The organism is Vibrio sp. 1402 (assembly GCF_033340275.1).
In genome coordinates this window covers 616,821-634,904 of sequence record NZ_JAWOWE010000001.1, presented here as the reverse complement: position 1 = coordinate 634,904, position 18,084 = coordinate 616,821, and the positions used below count along the sequence as shown (strand labels likewise).

At 45.0% G+C, this 18,084-nt stretch carries 19 protein-coding genes; 8 read left to right on the top strand and 11 right to left on the bottom strand.

The window, feature by feature from the left end:
- Positions 1–77: 77 nt before the first annotated feature.
- The 3 genes from R7044_RS02685 to R7044_RS02675 all read left to right on the top strand — a co-directional run bounded on the left by R7044_RS02685 (position 78) and on the right by R7044_RS02675 (position 3,585).
- Positions 78–962: a LysR family transcriptional regulator gene (locus R7044_RS02685; protein WP_005387224.1), complete on the top strand. Its 885-nt coding sequence runs from the start codon at positions 78–80 to the stop codon at positions 960–962.
- A 180-nt stretch (positions 963–1,142) separates the two neighbouring features.
- Positions 1,143–1,757, top strand: coding sequence for an outer membrane beta-barrel protein (locus tag R7044_RS02680; RefSeq protein ID WP_005373936.1), 615 nt, complete (start codon positions 1,143–1,145; stop codon positions 1,755–1,757).
- 160 nt (positions 1,758–1,917) lie between these two features.
- Entirely contained in the window at positions 1,918–3,585 is a 1,668-nt protein-coding gene (locus tag R7044_RS02675) for an ABC transporter substrate-binding protein (RefSeq protein WP_225455332.1), read from the top strand.
- Between the two features lie 75 nt (positions 3,586–3,660).
- Here the strand turns inward: R7044_RS02675 and ompV are convergent, their stop codons facing one another.
- The 4 genes from ompV to R7044_RS02655 all read right to left on the bottom strand — a co-directional run bounded on the left by ompV (position 3,661) and on the right by R7044_RS02655 (position 7,575).
- On the bottom strand, positions 3,661–4,437 hold the full coding sequence (gene ompV / locus R7044_RS02670) for an outer membrane protein OmpV (RefSeq protein WP_225455357.1): 777 nt from the start codon (positions 4,435–4,437) through the stop codon (positions 3,661–3,663).
- A 221-nt stretch (positions 4,438–4,658) separates the two neighbouring features.
- Positions 4,659–5,192, bottom strand: a complete 534-nt coding sequence (locus R7044_RS02665) for a copper resistance protein NlpE (RefSeq protein WP_137282823.1) — start codon at positions 5,190–5,192, stop codon at positions 4,659–4,661.
- 261 nt (positions 5,193–5,453) lie between these two features.
- Positions 5,454–6,683: a quaternary amine ABC transporter ATP-binding protein gene (locus R7044_RS02660; RefSeq protein WP_086047542.1), complete on the bottom strand. Its 1,230-nt coding sequence runs from the start codon at positions 6,681–6,683 to the stop codon at positions 5,454–5,456.
- Positions 6,676–7,575, bottom strand: coding sequence for an ABC transporter permease (locus R7044_RS02655; protein WP_005387211.1), 900 nt, complete (start codon positions 7,573–7,575; stop codon positions 6,676–6,678). Before R7044_RS02655 ends, R7044_RS02660 begins: the two co-directional genes overlap by 8 nt.
- A gap of 500 nt (positions 7,576–8,075) precedes the next feature.
- Between R7044_RS02655 and R7044_RS02650 the strand changes: the two genes are divergently transcribed.
- Genes R7044_RS02650 through nqrM form a run of 3 tightly spaced genes read left to right on the top strand, consistent with a single transcriptional unit; the run spans position 8,076 to position 9,080 of the window.
- Positions 8,076–8,366: a DUF134 domain-containing protein gene (locus tag R7044_RS02650; RefSeq protein ID WP_005373924.1), complete on the top strand. Its 291-nt coding sequence runs from the start codon at positions 8,076–8,078 to the stop codon at positions 8,364–8,366.
- The gene (locus R7044_RS02645; protein ID WP_005387209.1) at positions 8,363–8,869 is read left to right on the top strand and encodes a NifB/NifX family molybdenum-iron cluster-binding protein; all 507 of its coding nucleotides are present in this window, start codon (positions 8,363–8,365) and stop codon (positions 8,867–8,869) included. The genes R7044_RS02650 and R7044_RS02645 overlap by 4 nt, the downstream gene beginning before the upstream one ends.
- A 1-nt stretch (position 8,870) precedes the next feature.
- Positions 8,871–9,080, top strand: coding sequence for a (Na+)-NQR maturation NqrM (gene nqrM / locus R7044_RS02640; protein ID WP_017635136.1), 210 nt, complete (start codon positions 8,871–8,873; stop codon positions 9,078–9,080).
- On the opposite strand, the gene R7044_RS02635 is transcribed toward nqrM, so the two are convergent.
- Entirely contained in the window at positions 9,058–9,870 is an 813-nt protein-coding gene (locus R7044_RS02635; protein ID WP_225455331.1) for a phosphotransferase, read from the bottom strand. The genes nqrM and R7044_RS02635 overlap by 23 nt on opposite strands.
- 187 nt (positions 9,871–10,057) lie before the next feature.
- Here R7044_RS02635 and R7044_RS02630 point away from each other — a divergent pair, with 187 nt between their 5' ends.
- Complete coding sequence (locus tag R7044_RS02630; RefSeq protein WP_005373920.1) at positions 10,058–10,252, top strand: hypothetical protein; 195 nt, start codon at positions 10,058–10,060, stop codon at positions 10,250–10,252.
- A 75-nt stretch (positions 10,253–10,327) separates the two neighbouring features.
- Here R7044_RS02630 and fusA read toward each other — a convergent pair whose 3' ends face one another.
- The 5 genes from fusA to R7044_RS02605 form a co-directional block, all read right to left on the bottom strand.
- Positions 10,328–12,352: an elongation factor G gene (gene fusA / locus R7044_RS02625; protein WP_053304611.1), complete on the bottom strand. Its 2,025-nt coding sequence runs from the start codon at positions 12,350–12,352 to the stop codon at positions 10,328–10,330.
- Between the two features lie 293 nt (positions 12,353–12,645).
- Positions 12,646–13,638 carry an N-acetyl-D-Glu racemase DgcA gene (dgcA, locus tag R7044_RS02620; RefSeq protein WP_053304610.1) on the bottom strand — a complete coding sequence of 331 codons (993 nt, stop codon included), beginning with the start codon at positions 13,636–13,638 and terminating at the stop codon, positions 12,646–12,648.
- Between the two features lie 50 nt (positions 13,639–13,688).
- Positions 13,689–14,693: an N-acetyltransferase DgcN gene (gene dgcN / locus R7044_RS02615; protein ID WP_053304687.1), complete on the bottom strand. Its 1,005-nt coding sequence runs from the start codon at positions 14,691–14,693 to the stop codon at positions 13,689–13,691.
- Positions 14,694–14,794: 101 nt separating this feature from the next.
- A complete protein-coding gene (locus R7044_RS02610) occupies positions 14,795–15,676 on the bottom strand; it encodes a LysR family transcriptional regulator (RefSeq protein ID WP_047102778.1) in 882 nt (293 codons plus the stop codon).
- A 153-nt stretch (positions 15,677–15,829) separates the two neighbouring features.
- Positions 15,830–17,038: an MFS transporter gene (locus R7044_RS02605; protein WP_017635140.1), complete on the bottom strand. Its 1,209-nt coding sequence runs from the start codon at positions 17,036–17,038 to the stop codon at positions 15,830–15,832.
- 201 nt (positions 17,039–17,239) lie between these two features.
- Between R7044_RS02605 and soxR the strand changes: the two genes are divergently transcribed.
- The gene (gene soxR, locus R7044_RS02600; protein ID WP_047102776.1) at positions 17,240–17,674 is read left to right on the top strand and encodes a redox-sensitive transcriptional activator SoxR; all 435 of its coding nucleotides are present in this window, start codon (positions 17,240–17,242) and stop codon (positions 17,672–17,674) included.
- Positions 17,675–17,683: 9 nt separating this feature from the next.
- Here soxR and R7044_RS02595 read toward each other — a convergent pair whose 3' ends face one another.
- Complete coding sequence (locus R7044_RS02595) at positions 17,684–18,079, bottom strand: DUF2391 family protein (RefSeq protein WP_005373896.1); 396 nt, start codon at positions 18,077–18,079, stop codon at positions 17,684–17,686.
- Positions 18,080–18,084: the final 5 nt, after the last annotated feature.

Sequence of the window (18,084 nt, the reverse complement as noted above, 5' to 3'; positions counted from 1 at the left end):
TCTTTGCCAAAGAGTAGGTGATGTCATAGGATGAAGTGAAGTGATATTTATTAGTTTAAGTATGAGATTTTTAGATAATGAAATTGCCACCACTCAGAGCGGTTCACTGTTTTGAATCTGTTGCCAGAAACTCTAGCTTTTCGCTTGCTGCTGAAGAACTCAATGTGACGCAAAGTGCCGTTAGTCACCAGATACGACTATTAGAAGATTATTTGGGTGAATCATTATTTATCCGTCAAGGCAGAAAGCTCTCTTTGTCCGATACGGGCACCCGCTATTTAGAGGATATTAGCCCAGCAATTAGCTCAATTGCGATGGCCAGCCAAAAGGTGCGAGAAGGGGACAAAGGCAGCATACGGTTGGCGATTTATAGCTCGCTTGCCGTAAAGTGGCTTATTCCTCGTTTGTCTGATTTTAAGCGCTTACATCCAGAAATCGATCTGACACTCAATATGGTCGTTGGTGATCCTGAACAGACAGACAGCGTTGGCGATTGTTTTATCACGGTAGAAAAGCCAAAGCGAAACTACATGTCGGTAAAGTTATACGCGGAGACGCTGTATCCGGTCTGCAGCCATAAAATTTGGAAAGAGTTGCAAGATCAACCGATTCCAGAAGCGCTTTGGCGATACCCTATTTTGTCGACAGACTCAATTTATCGTGAGAGAGGAAAAGACTGGGCTGAGTGGTGCAGAGCGGGCGGTTACACCTTGCCGAAAGATGTCGATGTTCAACATTTTAGTCATATGTTGTTGGCAATAGAGGCGGCGCGTTATGACCAAGGCATCGCATTTGCGAATGATTTTATGCTTAATGAAAGAGATAAAGCGCACGATTTGGTGTATATCCCTTCGCATGGATTGGAAACCGGCGACAGCTTTTATTTTATTCATAAAAAGAGTCGAGCCAAGCAAGCGGAAATCATCAAGCTCACTAACTGGTTGAAGCAGCAATGCTTGTGAAATGACTAAATTGTCAAAATTAAGAAAGAAAGTGGCAAAGTTGTGTCTAAATATTTCATGTTTTATTGAGTTTTTATTCATTAACATCCACTTGGTTTTGAAACCAAGTGAAATGGATAGCATGGCATGCTTAAGGATGGGCAAAACACAACCTCAATAATTAACAGGCAGTGAAATACAATGTTTAAAAAAACATGGCTAATGACAGCCCTTCTAGCAACATGTTCTGTTGCAAACGCAGCTCCTTACGTTGGTGCATCTGTAGGTCAAGCATCGTTTGGTGATGTTAATGGCTCTATCAATGGTGGTGGTACTAACGCTAGCACTAAACTTAAACTTGAAGATGACTCAAGCCTTTCAGGCAAAGTATTCGGTGGTTACAAATTCAACGAATACATTTCTCTAGAAGCAGCCATTGGTGGCTACGATGCTTTAGACGGCAAAGTTGTTACTGTTGGTGATATGAAGTATCTATCGATTCAGCCAAAAGCGACTCTACCGATTGGCGATCGTTTCAACCTTTTTGCTAAAGCTGGTCTTTCTTACTTCAATGCTGAATTCAAAATTAGCAACTCTGTGATTGACGGTAGCGCAGGCCATACCACCATTTCTGACAGCACTGTAACAGGCATGTACGGTTTAGGCGCAGAGTTCGCTATTACTGAAAACTTTGCTCTACAAGTTGAATGGGAATACATGATGCCTGAGCTAGACATTGCGAAATTTGGCAATGAAAAAGTAACGGTTGATGCAGACATCAATGTGTTCTCTGTAGGTATGAGCTACCGTTTCTAAGAATACTTATTCAAGTTACCTCTTGGCTTAGTAAACGTTTTTGACTTCTGTTGGTCGAGCTGAGTCCAAGCTTTGAATTTGTTTAGATATAGCACAGGAAGTTTAGTTGCTAAGCGTCCTGTGCTATTTTTTTGCTTTGGAATAACTCTTAGGAATCTTTGTGAACGATGTCAATCTTAGGTATCTGGATCTACTGTTAAAGCACTTTGAACCTCACCAGTATCACCTTGTTACGCTTTCTGAGCTAGAAGCGGTGATTTGCACGTCGAGGCGCAATGTTTCTATTGTGATGAAAAAGCTTGCCACTTACGATTGGGTCGATTGGCAACCTGCGATTGGCCGAAGTAACGCTAGCCGTCTCAGTATTAATATTTCCCTCCAACAAGCGATGACCGAGTTTTTGGTTGAGGAGCTTGGCAGAGGAAGAATGAACTCAATAACGAAACTTATTGATTGGTTCGGTCAAACCGCGGTTAGAGCACTAACTATCGCTTCTGAAAAAGTGAATCGATTGAATGAATCAAATAACGCTATTTTGATTTCTTCTTACCCTTGGGTATCCAAAATCGACCCTGCGAATACTTACCGTCACACTGAATTACACGTCGCGAAAAGCGTTTATGACGTATTGCTGACCCAAAATTCCAATGGTGGTATCGAGCCATCGTTAGCACACGAATGGAAAATGGAAGGCAAGGTAATGACGTTATGGTTGCGGCCAGGCATATATCGCCATGATGGCGAGCCCCTTAACATACAGGATGTGGTTTGGAGTATAGAAAGACTTAGGGAGATAAAAGGACCAGTTCACGAGCTCTGGCAATGTATTGATAGCGTGGTTGCAGAAACATCTAACTGCTTAAAAATTATATTGAAGTATCCGAACAAGTTGTTTCCATACATGCTAGCAACTCCTCATGCGTCTATTCTATGTCGAGATGTCGTCTCTTTCGGTTCTAGTTATTCCTACCACATAGGGACTGGACCATTTAAAATCAGCGGCTGGAACCAGGAGAGTATGACTCTTGAAGCGCACAAAGAGTATTTTTCAGCACGCGCATTGTTAGATCAAATAACGCTGTCTCATGGTGATGTTAAAACCTTAAATATGTTGAGCTTTAACCAAAGCTCCGATCACGTTGAAGTGGAAAAAATTAGCGCATTTTCATATTTGACCTACCGCGAACGCGTGGAATCCCAACTCACAAAAGAGACTTGGTATCAACTCGCTGATTACATCCATGTGCAAAAGCGAATTTATGATGCGCCAAGTGCCGTTGACAGCATTCAGTTAGAGACTCACGAGCAAGATTTATCAATAACAGATGGTGTTGTGATACCTAAACTGAAAGGTAAAGTGGTATTAGCTGAACCTGTCTGGACGATTCCGAGTTTAATTCGTCGTTCCGAATGGTTGCACAGTGTGATTCGTGCAACGGGATTAGAGTTAGAGATCATTGTTATTGATGACATTAGTTTTCCTGAGGTAGTGTCTCACCAAGCAGATTTGCTCTTCATTGAGGAAGTCATGGAAGCACCATTTGAATATGGCATCTTCGAATGGCTGTCGATAGCAACTGGACTGCGTTTTAGTTTTGATCAAAGCCAGATGTTAAGCCATAGAGAAAAGGTTCGCAGGGCGATGGCAGATGATCACTCGCTACAGTCTTTATTAAACCTAGAGAAAGCGCTGCGCGATCAGTACCTATATTTGCCTTTGTTTGTTGGCTACGAAGAAGTGACAAAAACACAGCAAGTGCGAGGTGTGCAGGTGAAGAATACAGGCTATAGCGATTTACATAGGTTATGGATTGCTCATTCACACTAGAGTCGGTGTTCAAGATTATGCAAATGTCCAACGCATAAAGCCATCGAAATGATGGCTTTATAAGGGCGTATCGGATTAGAAGTTGTACGACACACTTGCGCGAACAACCCATTGGTTTGCGCTATCAACGATAGAAGAGTCGCTGATACCGCTGCCTAGGCGCGTGTATTGTGTCATTTGGCTTACTTGCCAGTTGTCGTTGATTGGCATAACAAGTTTGTAGCCCACACCATAGCTTACCGTTGAATCACCTTTGTATGCTTTGCGGTTTGCGTTTGCTTCGCGTTGTTTCACACCAAAGTAGTAATCTACGTAGTCTTCACTTTGATAAGTTAGGTTAGCAAAAGGAACAAAATCAACACTACCGAATTTCATGATGTGGAAGTAAGTCGCGCCCGCTAAGTAACCTTTGTAAGCACCGCTGATATCGTGCTGAAGGTATGTAGAAATGACGTTGTTTTGATCCAGTGTAAAGTCTGCGTTTAAACCTAGATCGACGGCGAAACGGCGTTTATCTGTGCCTTTCAGGCTTTTCGCTGTATCACCGTCGCGCATTACACCGCTACCTACAAGGTAGGCACTCATGTTGATTAACTCATTGGTGTTACCGAAGAAGCGGTAGTTAATGCCACTTAGGTCGGCATTAAAGTCGTCACCATGGTAACCACCGTTGAGAATTGGTGCTGTATTATGTTTTTGATCTTTGAAAAGATCGCTGCCTTGAGCCACACCAGCTTCTACGTTCCAACCGCCTTCGTTGTTGTAGATGTTACCGTTACGAATGTAAGTATCGCCAGCGAAAGCTGAGCCAGCAGCTGTCAAAGTAAGTAGTGCAATTAATGTTTTTTTCATCATTTTTCCGAGTTGTTCTGTTTTGTTTTGAACACTGTACAAAATAACGTTGTAAGCATCTATCTGCAAAGCGTATGGAAATGTAATGAACAATCAGGGTAAGAAGCAGAATGTTGCTTTAGAATAGAAAGGTTGCTGGAATAGCTTTCGTTAAAATAACGAAAAATCCGAGCTGGGGTGGCTCGGATTTGAGGTATTTATCAGGTATTGATACTAACTTCTTACTGTTTCGTTAAGTTGTATAGTGGTGCTAGGTCACCCGTTACTTTTTCGCCATTCATGTCTAGCTTCATAAGTACGTTTTCACCAACAAAGTATTGGTTTGGTGCATCTTCATTTGTCAACGTTACGATGCTGCCATTTGCATCCCAAGTGAATTGACCTTCAGATTTTGATTGACCGCCTTCTTTGTCTTGGTAGCTTTCTTCAAGTACGTAAGTGCCATCTTGATTTAGTGTGATGGTCATATCGATACCAGCACAATCCGCGCAAGGTAGTGTTCCTTTGTAGGTGCCGTTCCAGTCCAGAGCACTTTGTGCGTTGTGTTCAGAGTCTACAAATGTCTCTTCAGTAATTACTTGTTCTTCTTCTACTGGTAACGTGTCAATTGTCTCAGTCGTAACGTCTGCACTGGTGGTGACTTCAGTTTCCGTTGCCTGAGGTACTTCAACTGCGCTTGTTTCGGCAGGTTTCTCATCTTGACAGCCTGCAAGAATGATTACCGCGCCTGTTAGTGCCAACATTGTCTTTTTCATTTTATCCCTCTTTAAATCAAGATTTTGTATGAGAGTAATAGTAGACATTTATCGAGGATTTGCGTCATCAAAAAGCAATAGAATGATCTAACTATGTCAATAAAACCGGATATGAGCATGAAATTGTCAGGAAAATCAGAACAATGTAAATGTTGCTTTGGGTATCAAGCTTGAGCCCACAGATAAATATCTAAAAAGGGGAGTGGGAGTGAGTTAATTGATAACAGCCCACATTGTTGTGAGCTGTATTATCAACATCATCTAAGAAACGTTATTGAAGCTTGAGCGTGAAGTGCCTCGTTTTGTGCTTCGTTGATCAGAAAACAGCTCCGCAATAACCTGACGATTTAATTCGCCTTTCAAATGGCCGTGCTCATCGATGACGGGCAGTGAATGTTCACACGACATGACTTCAGTCAGCACTTGCTCAATGGCTAAATGTGGAGAGATGATAGGCACCTCTTCATAGATATCATCACGCCAATCTGATATATGAGTTAACTTCGCTGCGTTTAGCAATCCTTGCTGTGTTATCACGCCTTGATAGCCTGCATTGGTCTCATGGTAGGCATAATCACGTTTAACACGTTTCATTTCACTTAGTGCATCTTCAATGGTTTCAGCGCGAACACAGTACGAAGGTGGCTGCATCAGCGTTTCGACTGTCAGTGCTCGCGCTCTATTGACGTCTTTTACAAAGGCTTCAACGTACTCATCGGCAGGATGCAGTAAAATTTCGTCTGGTGAACCTTGTTGGACAAGTTCACCGTCTTTAAGAATCGCGATGCGATCGCCAAGTCGAAGCGCTTCATCTAAATCATGAGTAATGAAAATAATGGTTTTGTGCAGCTTCTGTTGCAGCTCTACCAACTGATCTTGCATTTCGCTCCGAATCAGAGGGTCCAATGCTGAGAAAGCCTCGTCCATCAACAGTATTTCGGCGTCGGTAGCCAGTGCCCGTGCAAGGCCCACTCGCTGTTGCTGTCCACCCGATAGTTGAGCGGGATACTGGTGCTCATAACCCGTCAGTCCAACGGTTTCTAACCATTCATTTGCTTTTTCTAAGCGCGCCTCTTTATTCATTCCCTGAACTTCCAAACCATATGCGATGTTGTCGATAACAGTGCGATGAGGCAGTAAGCCAAAGCGTTGGAACACCATAGACATCTTGTGACGGCGAAACTGTTCAAGTTCTTTGTTAGAAAGTTGCATGACATCCACCCCTTCTACCAAGATCTGCCCCATGGTTGGATCGATTAATCGGTTGAAGTGGCGAATCATGGTGGATTTTCCAGAACCGGATAACCCCATAATGACAAAAATTTCACCCTTTTGAATTTGCAGGTTGATGTCTTTTAGTCCGACCGTATGGCCCGTTTCCGCTAAAACCTGCTCTTTACTATGTCCCAACTTAACGCGCTCAATCACGCTATTGGGCTTGGGGCCGAAGATTTTATACAGACCGCTGATTTCGATAAGTGGACTAGTCATGTTTTGAGTCTCCTAAATGAGCTTGAGTGCGTTTCGCATACGCTTGTGAAGCACGATCAAAAAGGATTGCTAGGGCGACAATTGCTAAACCATTGAGAAGACCAAGAGTGAAATATTGATTGGTAATAGACTTTAGAACAGGCTGACCTAAACCTTTTACCCCAATCATTGATGCGATGACCACCATTGACAGTGCCATCATGATCGTTTGGTTAATTCCCGCCATGATGGTTGGCATTGCAAGCGGAAGCTGAACCCCAAAAAGCCGTTGCCGAGTGCTGGCACCAAATGCGGTTGCGGCTTCCAATACTTCTTTATCAACTAGACGAATGCCCAAATTGGTTAAACGAATAACCGGTGGAATCGCGTAGATCACTACGGCGATAAGGCCAGGAATTTTCCCGATGCCCAATAACATCACAACTGGAATGAGATACACAAATGCCGGCATGGTTTGCATGACGTCGAGTAATGGTGTTACCACCGACTGAATGTGATTAGAGCGCGCCATAGCGATGCCGATAGGGATACCAAGTGCGATGGCAAGCATAGTACATACAGTGATGATACTGAGCGTACGCATAGTGTCTTCCCACATTCCAAAATAGCCAATCAGAATCAGCGAACCAAAACATGCAGCGGCCAGTTTCCAAGAGCGGCTAGCGGCATAAACGAGAGTGGTGCAGACACCTAAAATAATGAACCAAGGTGTAGAAATCAGAAGTTTTTCAAACCAGACAAGAAACGCCAGGAGCGGATCAAACAGAGACTCAATGAGTTCACCATACTCGCGAGAGAAATCTCTGTAGGCGCCGTCGAGTGTTTTGCGAATCGCCCTGAGATCAGAGGCATCCATTTCCGGGAATTCGCTGAGCCAATTTGAGTCAGACATATGTACTTCCTTTTTCTGATATACCTAAGCGCTTTCAAGAAACTTAATTTGGCAAGAAGAGTAGGGCACCTAGGCCAAGTAATGGTCGTTCGACAGGTTCTTTATCGAAAGTATTACTCTTTAAGCTCAGGCGAATATCGTCAAGCTTCTCTTTTTCGTTCCTTAGGTATACATCCTTTTAAATAAAACAATCATTAGTGTTCAAACTAATGATTTGCTTGGATTATAGTTTTTCTTCTTCAATAAAATGAACACATTAGCGTGTATTTGTATGAAAAATCTGCGCAAACTAACGTTTTTATTATCCGGTTAATTAGAATTGATCTTTTTGCTCGTTTGTCATCGAAATTTCTAAATTATTAGATGTCTAATTAATGCTGATGTATTACGTATTTGTCGTGTTGATTTTTGCAAACTTAGTTTATTGGCATATGCTAAAAATGTTATTGGCATATGCCAGTTTAAGGCGTAATTTGACCCTGTGTTTTTGAGGGACAATGATGGCAAGACCAAAGATAGAAAGACGAATATGCGGACGTGCGGCTCACCATTGCTTTAAGCCCAATGGCATTCCATTTAATCAGTTGGAGCAAGTCGCCATATTACCAGAAGAGTTAGAAGCGCTACGTTTAGCCGACTTAGAGGGGCTTAGCCAGCAGCAAGCTGCGGAGCAGATGGGCGTTTCTAGACAAACTTTTGGTAACACAGTAAAAAGTGCAAGATTGAAAGTCGCAAAAAGTTTAGTTGAAGGTCATGCATTAGTTTTTCCGAATGAGGAGTCAAACTTATGATTTATGCTATTCCTAATGATGGTGAGCGGGTGGCAAACCACTTTGTAAAAGCACCATACATTGCTATTTATTCTGATACTGACGGTATGCTAAAAAACTTAGCGAACATAGCTTCTATGCCACAAGCGGGTTGTAATGCGAAGTCTCAGTTGATTCAGTCTCTACAAGGGTACAATGTGGATGCTGTTCTTGTGCGAAATATCGGTGAACGTGTATTGGCAAAGCTACTTAGCAGTGGTACGCCAGTATTTAGGCTGTCTACTCGTAGTTCCTTGGAAGATGTGCTTGCGGTTCCAAGAGAGCCTTTGATTGAGCCCTCTCAAGGACGTCCATCAAACAATCATAAGAAAAGTGTTCACAAACAAAAAGGCGGCTGCGGCTCCTGTGGTTGTGGTGGCCAAAAATCAAAACCCTCCTTGTTGGCAAGACCTAAAGCGCTACTCAAAGCAACATCTAGCCCTGCTATACTTAAGCTAGAGTCGATGGCTAATAAGGCAGGTTAATATGGTTTGGTTATTTACCTTTCTTGGTTTTCTCGCAATCATTTTGTTGATGTCACTTGGCGTCATTTTTCATAACAAGCGTATTCAAGGAAGTTGCGGCGGTTTAAACAACGTCGGTGTTGATAAAGTATGCAACTGCGAAACCTCATGCGCAGAACCTGAAAGGCGTTTATATCAAATCTCAGAGCCTAACTCATCACCTGAGCGCTAAGGCTTTTGGCCCATTGCGGCAAGGTTTGCCGAAACCAGTCCAAATATTTGCTGGTCTGCGGATTCTCTCTGGAGACCAGTATGTTGACTACCTCGACAACGATCCACGCTTTTGCTAGTCCGATATCGCGCGCCAATTCTGTTGTTTCACCTTTCTCTGCGCACTCTATATACTTGCCTGCTACGTTCAAGTAATCATCAAATGTGCCCATGCCCTCGATGAGCGGCGCTAAATCTATCGCGACATGCCCTGTAGAAAAGCGTTCCCAGTCGAACAGCACTAGCTCGCCATTTTCGCGCTGTCCCCAGTTTCCAGCATTCGAGTCTCCGGAGATCAAGTTCTGTCCATCGAAAAGATGCGCCGATCGTTGTTGGAGGTTGTGGAAGAACTGTTCTGTCTCTGAGCCCAGTTCAAGTGTAGCGAGTGCTTGTTGAGTCGCTTGTGGTGTCCACTGGTGGCGGTGATAAATACCATCTGATGTTGGTGGAAGTTGGTGCAGTTTGACGAGTTGTTCAATGACTCGACCATCTTCAAGTAAGAATGCTTGCTCGACTGCGTGGGGAACGTATTCAATGTGCAGAACGTTTTTCTGGTCGTCGAATTGAATCAAGCGCGGTACGTGTATTCCAAGCGCGTTAAACTGTTCGGCATAGCGTTGATAAAACGCCACTTCTATTTGAGTAGGGTTACGTTTTTCTATTACTTGGACGCCATCTTGTTCGATGAGAAAAACTTTGGCACTGCCCATTTGGTTGAGTTCTTGCTGCGACACCGGACTTCCTGTCTTCATGTAGAGAGAGCTCACCTTAATCGCTGCACTCACGTTTGCCAATAGCCACGACAAAGTGCCTCAAAAATATTAAATGCAACTGTTTAAATATGATTTTGCTGTGAGTGTCTAAATTTTACACAGTCTCGCCTGTACTCCGATAAATTCGTTCTACGCTTACTATTCGTCTTAATAAAGGAGAACCAAAATGGCTGTAATGAAGCAGGATATTCCAAATCGTGTAACGGTTTACCATGACAATATCGATCAAGAACAAGAGCTGAAAAATGCGATGCTGCCAGAGAAACCGCGCTACTTTAACGGTGCTCCGACTTACAAAGCGAACAGCATCGAAGAGTTTGAAAGCAAAATCAGTCAGATAGGTTTGTCTCTCGATAAATAATTTTTCTTTTACATAAAAGCGCCCTCAAAATGAGGGCGCTTTTTTGTTTATGTGATTGATTTGAATCGTAGGGAATTAACCTTGTTGTGCACTGCCTTGGCAGACTTGCTTCTGCACTGCTGGTGGCGCGGGCTCGTAATGGCTTAAGGTCATACTAAAGCTGCCTTCGCCACCGGTGATGGAGCGTAATCGACGAGCGTAATCTTGCAGCTCGTTTACTGGTGACTTGGCTTTCAACAACGTGAATTGGCTATCAATCGGTTCGGTGCCTTCTATTAATCCTCGATTACCTGACAAATCCCCAGACACGTCACCGACGTTTGTGGTTGGGACGTGTAACTCCATTTGGACAATTGGCTCCAGCACAATAGGATCGGCGTTGTTAATCGCATCTAAAAAGGCTTTCTTACCTGCGATGACAAACGCAATTTCTTTCGAATCGACGGAGTGATATTTACCGTCATAAACGGTGACTTCCACATCCTTAATTGGGTTGCCAGAAATCGCGCCTTCCTCTAACGCTTGCAAAATACCTTTTTCAACAGCAGGAATGAGCGCGGTTGGGATGGCGCCACCCACCACTTTGTTGATGAACTTAAATCCGGCACCACGTTCGAGTGGACGAACGTTCAATTGCACTTCACCAAACTGGCCTGCACCGCCACTTTGTTTTTTGTGTCGATAATGCCCTTCGGCAGGTTTGGTGATGGTTTCAAAGTATTCGACGCTTGGTTGGCAGGTTTCGACGTCCAGTTTGTACACGTTCGCCATCTTTTCTAATGCGACTTTGAGGTGAAACTCCCCTTGGCCGCTGATGATGGTTTCGTTGGTGCGAGCGCGATGTTCGATGCGCAGCGAAGGATCTTCACTGGCAATTTTATTCAGCACATCTCCTAATTTTTGCTCATCTCCACGCTTAAGAGGCTTCAAGCACAAAGAATACATGGAGTCAGGAAGATCCAACGTTTTGAGTTGAACTCCATCTTCTTCGTGAGAGTCATGAACGATTGAATCGAATTCGAGATCATCCACTTTGGCTAAAACGCAGAAGTCGCCCGCAAGCGCGCGAGGGATCTCGGTTCTATCTTTGCCCTGCAGTTGATATAAGTGCCCAACTTTAAATGCCTTGTTGCTTTCGCCAATATAAAGCTGGCTGCCCGCATTGATTTCCCCCTGATACACACGTAAGTAGGCAAGTTTTCCCATATATGGGTCGACGCTGACTTTGTACACGTGTGCGACGGTGTGCTCTAAGGTTTCGCAATTTACTTTGATTTTTTTGCCGTTCTTTTCCAGTTGAGGAGGGTTACCCTCGTTTGGCATGGGCATGATCTCCGCCAAGGTGCGCAGCAGCAACTCGACGCCCGTGCCGGTTTGTGCTGAGACAAAACAGACCGGAATCACATGTCCAGTTCTTAGTGCTTCTTCAAACGGATCATGCAGTTGCTCTGCGGTGAGTTCGGAGCCTTGTTCCAGATACAGTTCCATCAGTTCTTCATCGACTTCGATAACTTGGTCAATTAGGGTCTCATGAGCTTCATCTACCGTTGCAAGTAAGGTTTCTCGTCCCAATTCTGGTTCGAAATAGCAGTCAACTACAGATTCCCCATCAGCCGAAGGTAAGTTGATCGGCAAGCAGTGGTCCCCAAAATGCTCAACGATGTTCTCCATCAATCTCTCTAACTGATTACCGTGGTTATCGAGCTTATTGATGATGATCATCTGACATTTTTGCTGCTCTTTTGCAAAGGTGAATAAGCGATCGGAAGTTTGGTTAAGCGGTGTTTGAGGGTCGATGACAAGGGCGGATGTTTCAACGGCAGGAAAAACGCTGATAGTACGGCCAAGTAACTCGTTTTGTCCCGGAGTGTCGATGACATTGAGCCGGTGTTTATTCCAGCGCAGTGCGACTGGCGTTGCTTCAATACTGTGTTGATATTGGATGGATTGAGGATCGAAGTCGGTAACGGTATCGCCTTTTTCTACGCTGCCTAAATGGTGCGTGGCATCACAGGTAAAGAGCAGTTTTTCTATCAGCGTGGTTTTACCGGTCCCGGTTTGGCCGACAAAAGCGATATTGCGTATTTTATTGATAGGCATAGAGCCTCCTTGCAAGATGGCGTGAAAAACCTACGAATTGCTAGGAAGTGGGTTGCTATAGAAACCCACGCACTGCATTGGAGTAGGGCGGGATTACCGCCTATTCGTCTTCCATGTCATTTTTCGGATGACTCGATGCATAAGACCACCTTCTTGGACCACTGTAATCTTAGCATGCCGTAATAACCGTATAATTTATGTGACTTATTTCATGATGGGGCTGATTGTTTTTTAATCGAGATCATAAACTCAGAGGTTCTGACTTTTGGAGCAAAACCTCTGGATTGTTTAGGCTATTTGGAAAGAACGATTTCGCCGTCGCGATAAACCAAGCTTGGCGTTACATCTTGTCCTAGTAACACCGGGCCATCAAGATCGACAACGCTCGCCTGAGCTGCAATAGGTAACGCGGCTCGCATCGCCAGCGACGTCCCCAACATACAACCGGACATGAGGCTAAAACCGAGTTTTTGGGCGTCGTCGGATAATAATAGTGCTTCAGTGAGTCCGCCAGTTTTATCTAGCTTAATGTTCACCATTTCATATTTGCCAACCAGCTGATGTAATTGCTCTCTGGTGTGACAACTTTCATCGGCGCAAAGTGGAATGGGGTGCGGAATGCTGGCGAGTACGTCATCGCAGTCTTGTGGCAACGGTTGTTCGATCATGGTGATGTCTAGCGGTTCGAGTTGAGCAAATACCGTCGCGAGATCGAGGCTTTGCCATGCTTCATTCGCATCTAAAACAATTTGCGCGTGCGGCGCGGCATCGCGTACTGCTGCAACGCGCTCAATCACGTTTTCACCATCCAGTTTTACCTTAAGCAGTTTTGCGCCTTGGCTAAGGTAAGCTTGCGCCTGTTTTGCCATTGCTTGCGGCGTGTCGATAGAAACCGTCATCGCCGTCACAATCGCCTCTGGTAACGTAAAGAGGTCGTGAACCTGTTGCTTGTGGCTCAAAAGCGCGTGAAGATGCCAAAGGGCGCAATCCAATGCATTTCTTGCCGCCCCTGCGGGCAATAACGATTGAAGCTGGCTTTTGAGAACCATGACATCAGCTTCGCCTTTGGCATACAAACTTTGCAGTTCATGCGCGGCGTGAGAAATCGTCTTAATCACCGATTCAACCGATTCACCATAACGAGGGTATGGCGTGCATTCACCTTGGGCTGTCATGCCTCGATGTTCAATTGTCACGCGGACTACGTGGCACTCTGTCCGACTGCCGCGAGAGATGCGAAATGGTGTCACCATGGCAATCGTGACGGGTTCTACATGAATTTTCATCTCACTAGTTTTCCCTAAACCGCAGTTATTTTCTAAACCGTAAATGTTTCTTAAATCGTAAGGAGCCTATCTGCAACCGCATCAACGCCAAAACGCACAGGGTCGGTGACGGGCACCTGGTATTTGTCGCTCCAATCCTGGCATAGCTGGGCTGCATCTTCTTCGCTGATCGCCGAAGTGTTCAAGCAAATACCCACTAATTGAGCGTTTGGATTTGTTAGGCGAGCAGCGGCCAGATTCGCTTCTATCGTTTGTTCAATGGTTGGCAAGCTCACATGTGGTAAGTTGCGGATGTGCGGGCGACCAATCTCATGGCACAGTATCAGAGCGTCAGCTTGTGCGCCGTGAAGTAAGCCCAAACTTACGCCAGCAAATGAAGGGTTAAACAATGAACCTTGCCCTTCGATGATGTCCCAATCGTGATCGGTGAACTCAGGGCTGATCGCTTCTACTGCGCCGGAGATAAAATCGGCAACTACAGCATCAATCGAAATGCCACTGCCTGCGATGAGAATTCCGGTTTGACCCGTTGCTTTGAACTCTGCACGACAGTTTTTACGCTTCAATGCATGCTCAATGGCAAGGGCAGAGTACATTTTGCCAACGGAGCAATCTGTTCCTACAGTAAGTACTCGCTTGCCTGCGCGAGCTTTGCCATTGCCGACCTTGAGCGGGGCATCATAATGGCGAACATCATACAGTTTGGTTAATCCGCGTTGTTCTAGATCGGCAAGAGGAGAAAGTTCCGCCAAACGTTGGTGCATGCCCGATGCAATTTCAAATCCCATCTCTGCCGCTTCAAGTAAGGTTGCTTGCCAAGCTTCGGGAATGACGCCTCCTGGATTTGCAGTGCCAAGCACCAGCGTTTTTGCTCCTTGCTGCTGCGCTTGTTGTAGTGTCATGTCGGTTAAACCAAGCGATACGGTTTCTGGCGTCAGGCGGATTTGGCCAAGACAAATCTCAGGTCGCCATTGATATATGCCACGCGCGGTTTTTGCTGCGAGTGGATCGGTTACATCGCCAAGAAAAAGTAGGTAAGGTTGAGCAATTTGCATGATGGTTCCCTTCGTCATCGTTATTGCTCATTAATGTAGCCAGACTGATTTAGGAAACCGAATGCTTATTTGTTAGGCGGGTATAACTTCAGGTTATACCTTTAAACCATCTGTTGTTTTAGGGCGGTGATAAATTGCTTTGTCGCAATGGATTGAGGTGTGTGCTCTGCGAATAAAATAGAGACAGAGAAGGACATATTTGGCTCCAAAGCATGCACGGAAACGGCATTATCTTGGCGATATTGTTTTGCAGTCCAAGGGTCTACAATCGCGAATCCTGCTTCGTTTTTCACCAGTTCAGCCGCCGCGGAGTAGCTGCGGACGGTGATGGCATGTTGATAATGCTCGTCACGCGCCGATAAGGTTTGATGCAGCAATAAGCCCAGAGGGTCTCGGCTATCTAAACCGATAATGGGTAAATCGTGACTGATGAGTTCTTCTAAAGTGACGGTTTTTTCTGTGGGTATCGCTGCGCTTTTAGGGGCAATTAGCGCCAAGTTTTCTTTTAATAACATGTGTCCCATGATCGCTGGTGGCGTTTCTTCACCGAACGCAATGGCGACATCCAATTCATGTTTCAGTAAACCTGAGCACAGCTCATCGCGATTAGCCGTTGAGAGCTCAAAGGAGATGCCGTGCTCTTTCGACAGCAACGCGACAGTCGGCGCTAACAAGTGTGCGGCCAAAACAGGCGGAGCACCGACTCGTAAATGTTGAGTTCCCTGTTTGACTTTGTTGGTCAGAGAGCGAAATTGTCCGAGTTGTTGATAGACTTTTTCAGCCTCTGGCAATAAGGCTTTGGCTTCTTGAGTGGGAACGAGACGGCCCTTTACACGCTCAAATAAAGCGAAGCTCAGTTGTTGTTCTGTATGGGCGAGAACTCGAGTGACATTAGGTTGGGAAACGTGCAGTAAGCGAGCCGCGCCTGACACCGTTCCTGCTTGCATAATGGCGTAAAAGACTTCTAATTGCCTTAAGTTCACTGCGATTTCCCTCTGCTCATGTTGCTCACCTCAGAATACCCAACCTTGCTGATGAGCGATAGAGGTAAAAGTGCTGGCGTAAAAAATAGGAAGACGATGTTGGTGCCTTCCTATCTCGCTTTTTCAATTTCTCAACTTCTCAATTTCTATGCTTCACTTTGCTGCTGCATGAAGGGGCAGGTCGTTAAACGGCTCTACGTCTCGACTGAGTAATCCCATCAAAATCACTGCTAACACCATGACAGCAGCTGCGATTGCAAAACCGTATTGTGTTAGTTCGTAATGACTCAACATTGCAATCAGGACGTAACTGAGAGATTGAATGGTGGTGGCAAACATGCTGATGCCGCCATCGACGCGACCTCGTTGATGAACCGCTACGGTGTGATGCATCCAGTTGACTCTCGCAATGCGATTTAGCGCGTTAAATACGCCAAACAGCGCCGTAAACAATAAGATGGTCAGCGGGCTCATCGCAAAACTCATCCCGATAAGCGCAAAAGAGACCATAACCATCGAAGCGAACATAATGTGGCTATGGGAGGCACGGCTTAGCACTTTGGTGACAATAAAGCCGGTTAGCAACGAGCCGAGGCCAAAACTGATGTTGAACCCTGCAAACCAATCGCCAGAGATGCCTTGTTCAGAAAACCAAATCGGCACCAGTTTGCTCAAATACGTCAATGCAGGATAAGAGAGGCAAGAGAGCAGAATAAAGCCATAAAATCGGGGTTCGAGACGGAATATTTGTTTGCTCTCTTTGAGTTGCGCGATGAAAGCAACGGATTTTGATGCCCTTAATTGTTGGGTATAAGGCGTCAGAATATAGAACATCGCTGCTAACGCAGAGGCGCTGGCCGCAAACAAAGCAAACTCTTTCATACCCCACATTTCAAGCAAAACAATACCCAACGCGCCAGCTCCGAGGGTTGTGGATTGCATTACAATTTCTTGCTGACCCGAAATTTTCGCATACTCATGGTGCTGATAATTTTCTTGGGTGAAGGCGTTGTTGGTCGTCCATGCAAAATTACTCGAAACCCAATACACCAATTGCGCAAAAGCCAGCAACCAGTGTGACTCAAACCCTAACCAATAAGCAATGAACACCACCAAAGCCATACCCGATTGAATCCATTGATTGAGCACGAGTAGTACTTTGCGTGAATGTCGGTCAATTAAAGTGGAAAAGAAAGGCGTTGCTAGAAAAGAAATCGCGGTGCAGCTCAGAGAAACTAAAGCGACGAAAGTGCCCATGTTAGGTTCGGAAAGCATGACCCATGGCAGCGCCATCATGAATAAGCCAGAGGAAATGCTGTCGAAGAAGCGGCCAGCTAAGTACGGCTGAGTTTTATTTTTCATTATGTTTGCCTCTAACTCCCGATGGCTTTCAAAAGGTTGATGTCCAACTGTCTTGTGTTTAACAACCAAGTCGTTCGCGCTGAACACATTATCTTGAGATCGCCGGGGTTTAGCGTTAATTAAGATGGTGCAACTTTAAAACCTCAAGTAAACTTGAGGTAAAGCATTTTTTTAACAAAATTGATACACAGGGAGTCAAGGATGGAAATCAGCGTAGGAGAAGTGGCAAAACGTTCTGGAGTGAAAGTATCTGCCCTACATTTTTACGAGCAAAAAGGACTGATTTCGAGTTGGAGAAATCAAGGTAATCAGCGTCGCTACCATCGTAGTGTGTTGCGCCGTGTTGCGGTGATCAAAGCAGCGCAGCAAGTTGGGTTGTCGTTAGAAGAAATTAAACATGCGTTAGATGAACTGCCGAAACACCAAGCCCCTAACAAAGCGCAATGGGAAAAAATGGCAAGCCATTGGCATGAACAGTTAGAACAAAAGATTCAAAAACTTAAAGCGTTGCAAAACGATTTAGGAGGATGCATTGGCTGCGGGTGCTTGTCGTTAGAAACCTGCGCACTGCGAAACCCAGAAGATGTATTAGGGAAAGACCACTCGGGGTCGAACTTAACGTTAGAAGAAGAGTAGCGATTATCTCTATTCTTTGTCGAAACTGTCGACTACGATCGCGCCCATCGAAGCAGGCATTGTGATGACGATAACGCGCTTTATCGCAACCAAAGGCTCATTCATGAGTGGCAGCTTATCAAGACAGAAAAGAACTAACGCTACCACAACGGCCGCAATGAGGTACGCGATAACCACACGAAAAATAAAGATGGATACGCGATTCTTGATGTGGCTTTGAAACACGCTTTGATACGCGAAAAAACTGAGGAAAATGACAGAAAGACTTAACAGCATGAGCAAGTTTGCCATTGGTAGGCTCTCACCCAATCGCCACGCTTCCTCCGAAAATGAGATCGGGACTGCTAGGGCAAAAGCGCCAACCAATACTTGGCTAGCGTCTTCTAGATTAAAGTGGCTGCTCATGCTGT

Bases quoted from the DNA above. Each gene is read 5' to 3' on its own strand.
- R7044_RS02680 (WP_005373936.1), top strand. From the start codon at position 1,143: ATGTTTAAAAAAACATGGCTAATGACAGCCCTTCTAGCAACATGTTCT.
- R7044_RS02650 (WP_005373924.1), top strand. From the start codon at position 8,076: ATGGCAAGACCAAAGATAGAAAGACGAATATGCGGACGTGCGGCTCAC.
- R7044_RS02655 (WP_005387211.1), bottom strand. From the start codon at position 7,575: ATGTCTGACTCAAATTGGCTCAGCGAATTCCCGGAAATGGATGCCTCT.
- R7044_RS02685 (WP_005387224.1), top strand. From the start codon at position 78: ATGAAATTGCCACCACTCAGAGCGGTTCACTGTTTTGAATCTGTTGCC.
- R7044_RS02665 (WP_137282823.1), bottom strand. From the start codon at position 5,192: ATGAAAAAGACAATGTTGGCACTAACAGGCGCGGTAATCATTCTTGCA.
- R7044_RS02660 (WP_086047542.1), bottom strand. From the start codon at position 6,683: ATGACTAGTCCACTTATCGAAATCAGCGGTCTGTATAAAATCTTCGGC.
- dgcN (WP_053304687.1), bottom strand. From the start codon at position 14,693: ATGCAAATTGCTCAACCTTACCTACTTTTTCTTGGCGATGTAACCGAT.
- dgcA (WP_053304610.1), bottom strand. From the start codon at position 13,638: ATGAAAATTCATGTAGAACCCGTCACGATTGCCATGGTGACACCATTT.
- nqrM (WP_017635136.1), top strand. From the start codon at position 8,871: ATGGTTTGGTTATTTACCTTTCTTGGTTTTCTCGCAATCATTTTGTTG.
- ompV (WP_225455357.1), bottom strand. From the start codon at position 4,437: ATGAAAAAAACATTAATTGCACTACTTACTTTGACAGCTGCTGGCTCA.
- R7044_RS02645 (WP_005387209.1), top strand. From the start codon at position 8,363: ATGATTTATGCTATTCCTAATGATGGTGAGCGGGTGGCAAACCACTTT.
- R7044_RS02595 (WP_005373896.1), bottom strand. From the start codon at position 18,079: ATGAGCAGCCACTTTAATCTAGAAGACGCTAGCCAAGTATTGGTTGGC.
- R7044_RS02605 (WP_017635140.1), bottom strand. From the start codon at position 17,038: ATGAAAAATAAAACTCAGCCGTACTTAGCTGGCCGCTTCTTCGACAGC.
- soxR (WP_047102776.1), top strand. From the start codon at position 17,240: ATGGAAATCAGCGTAGGAGAAGTGGCAAAACGTTCTGGAGTGAAAGTA.
- R7044_RS02630 (WP_005373920.1), top strand. From the start codon at position 10,058: ATGGCTGTAATGAAGCAGGATATTCCAAATCGTGTAACGGTTTACCAT.
- R7044_RS02635 (WP_225455331.1), bottom strand. From the start codon at position 9,870: ATGAAGACAGGAAGTCCGGTGTCGCAGCAAGAACTCAACCAAATGGGC.
- fusA (WP_053304611.1), bottom strand. From the start codon at position 12,352: ATGCCTATCAATAAAATACGCAATATCGCTTTTGTCGGCCAAACCGGG.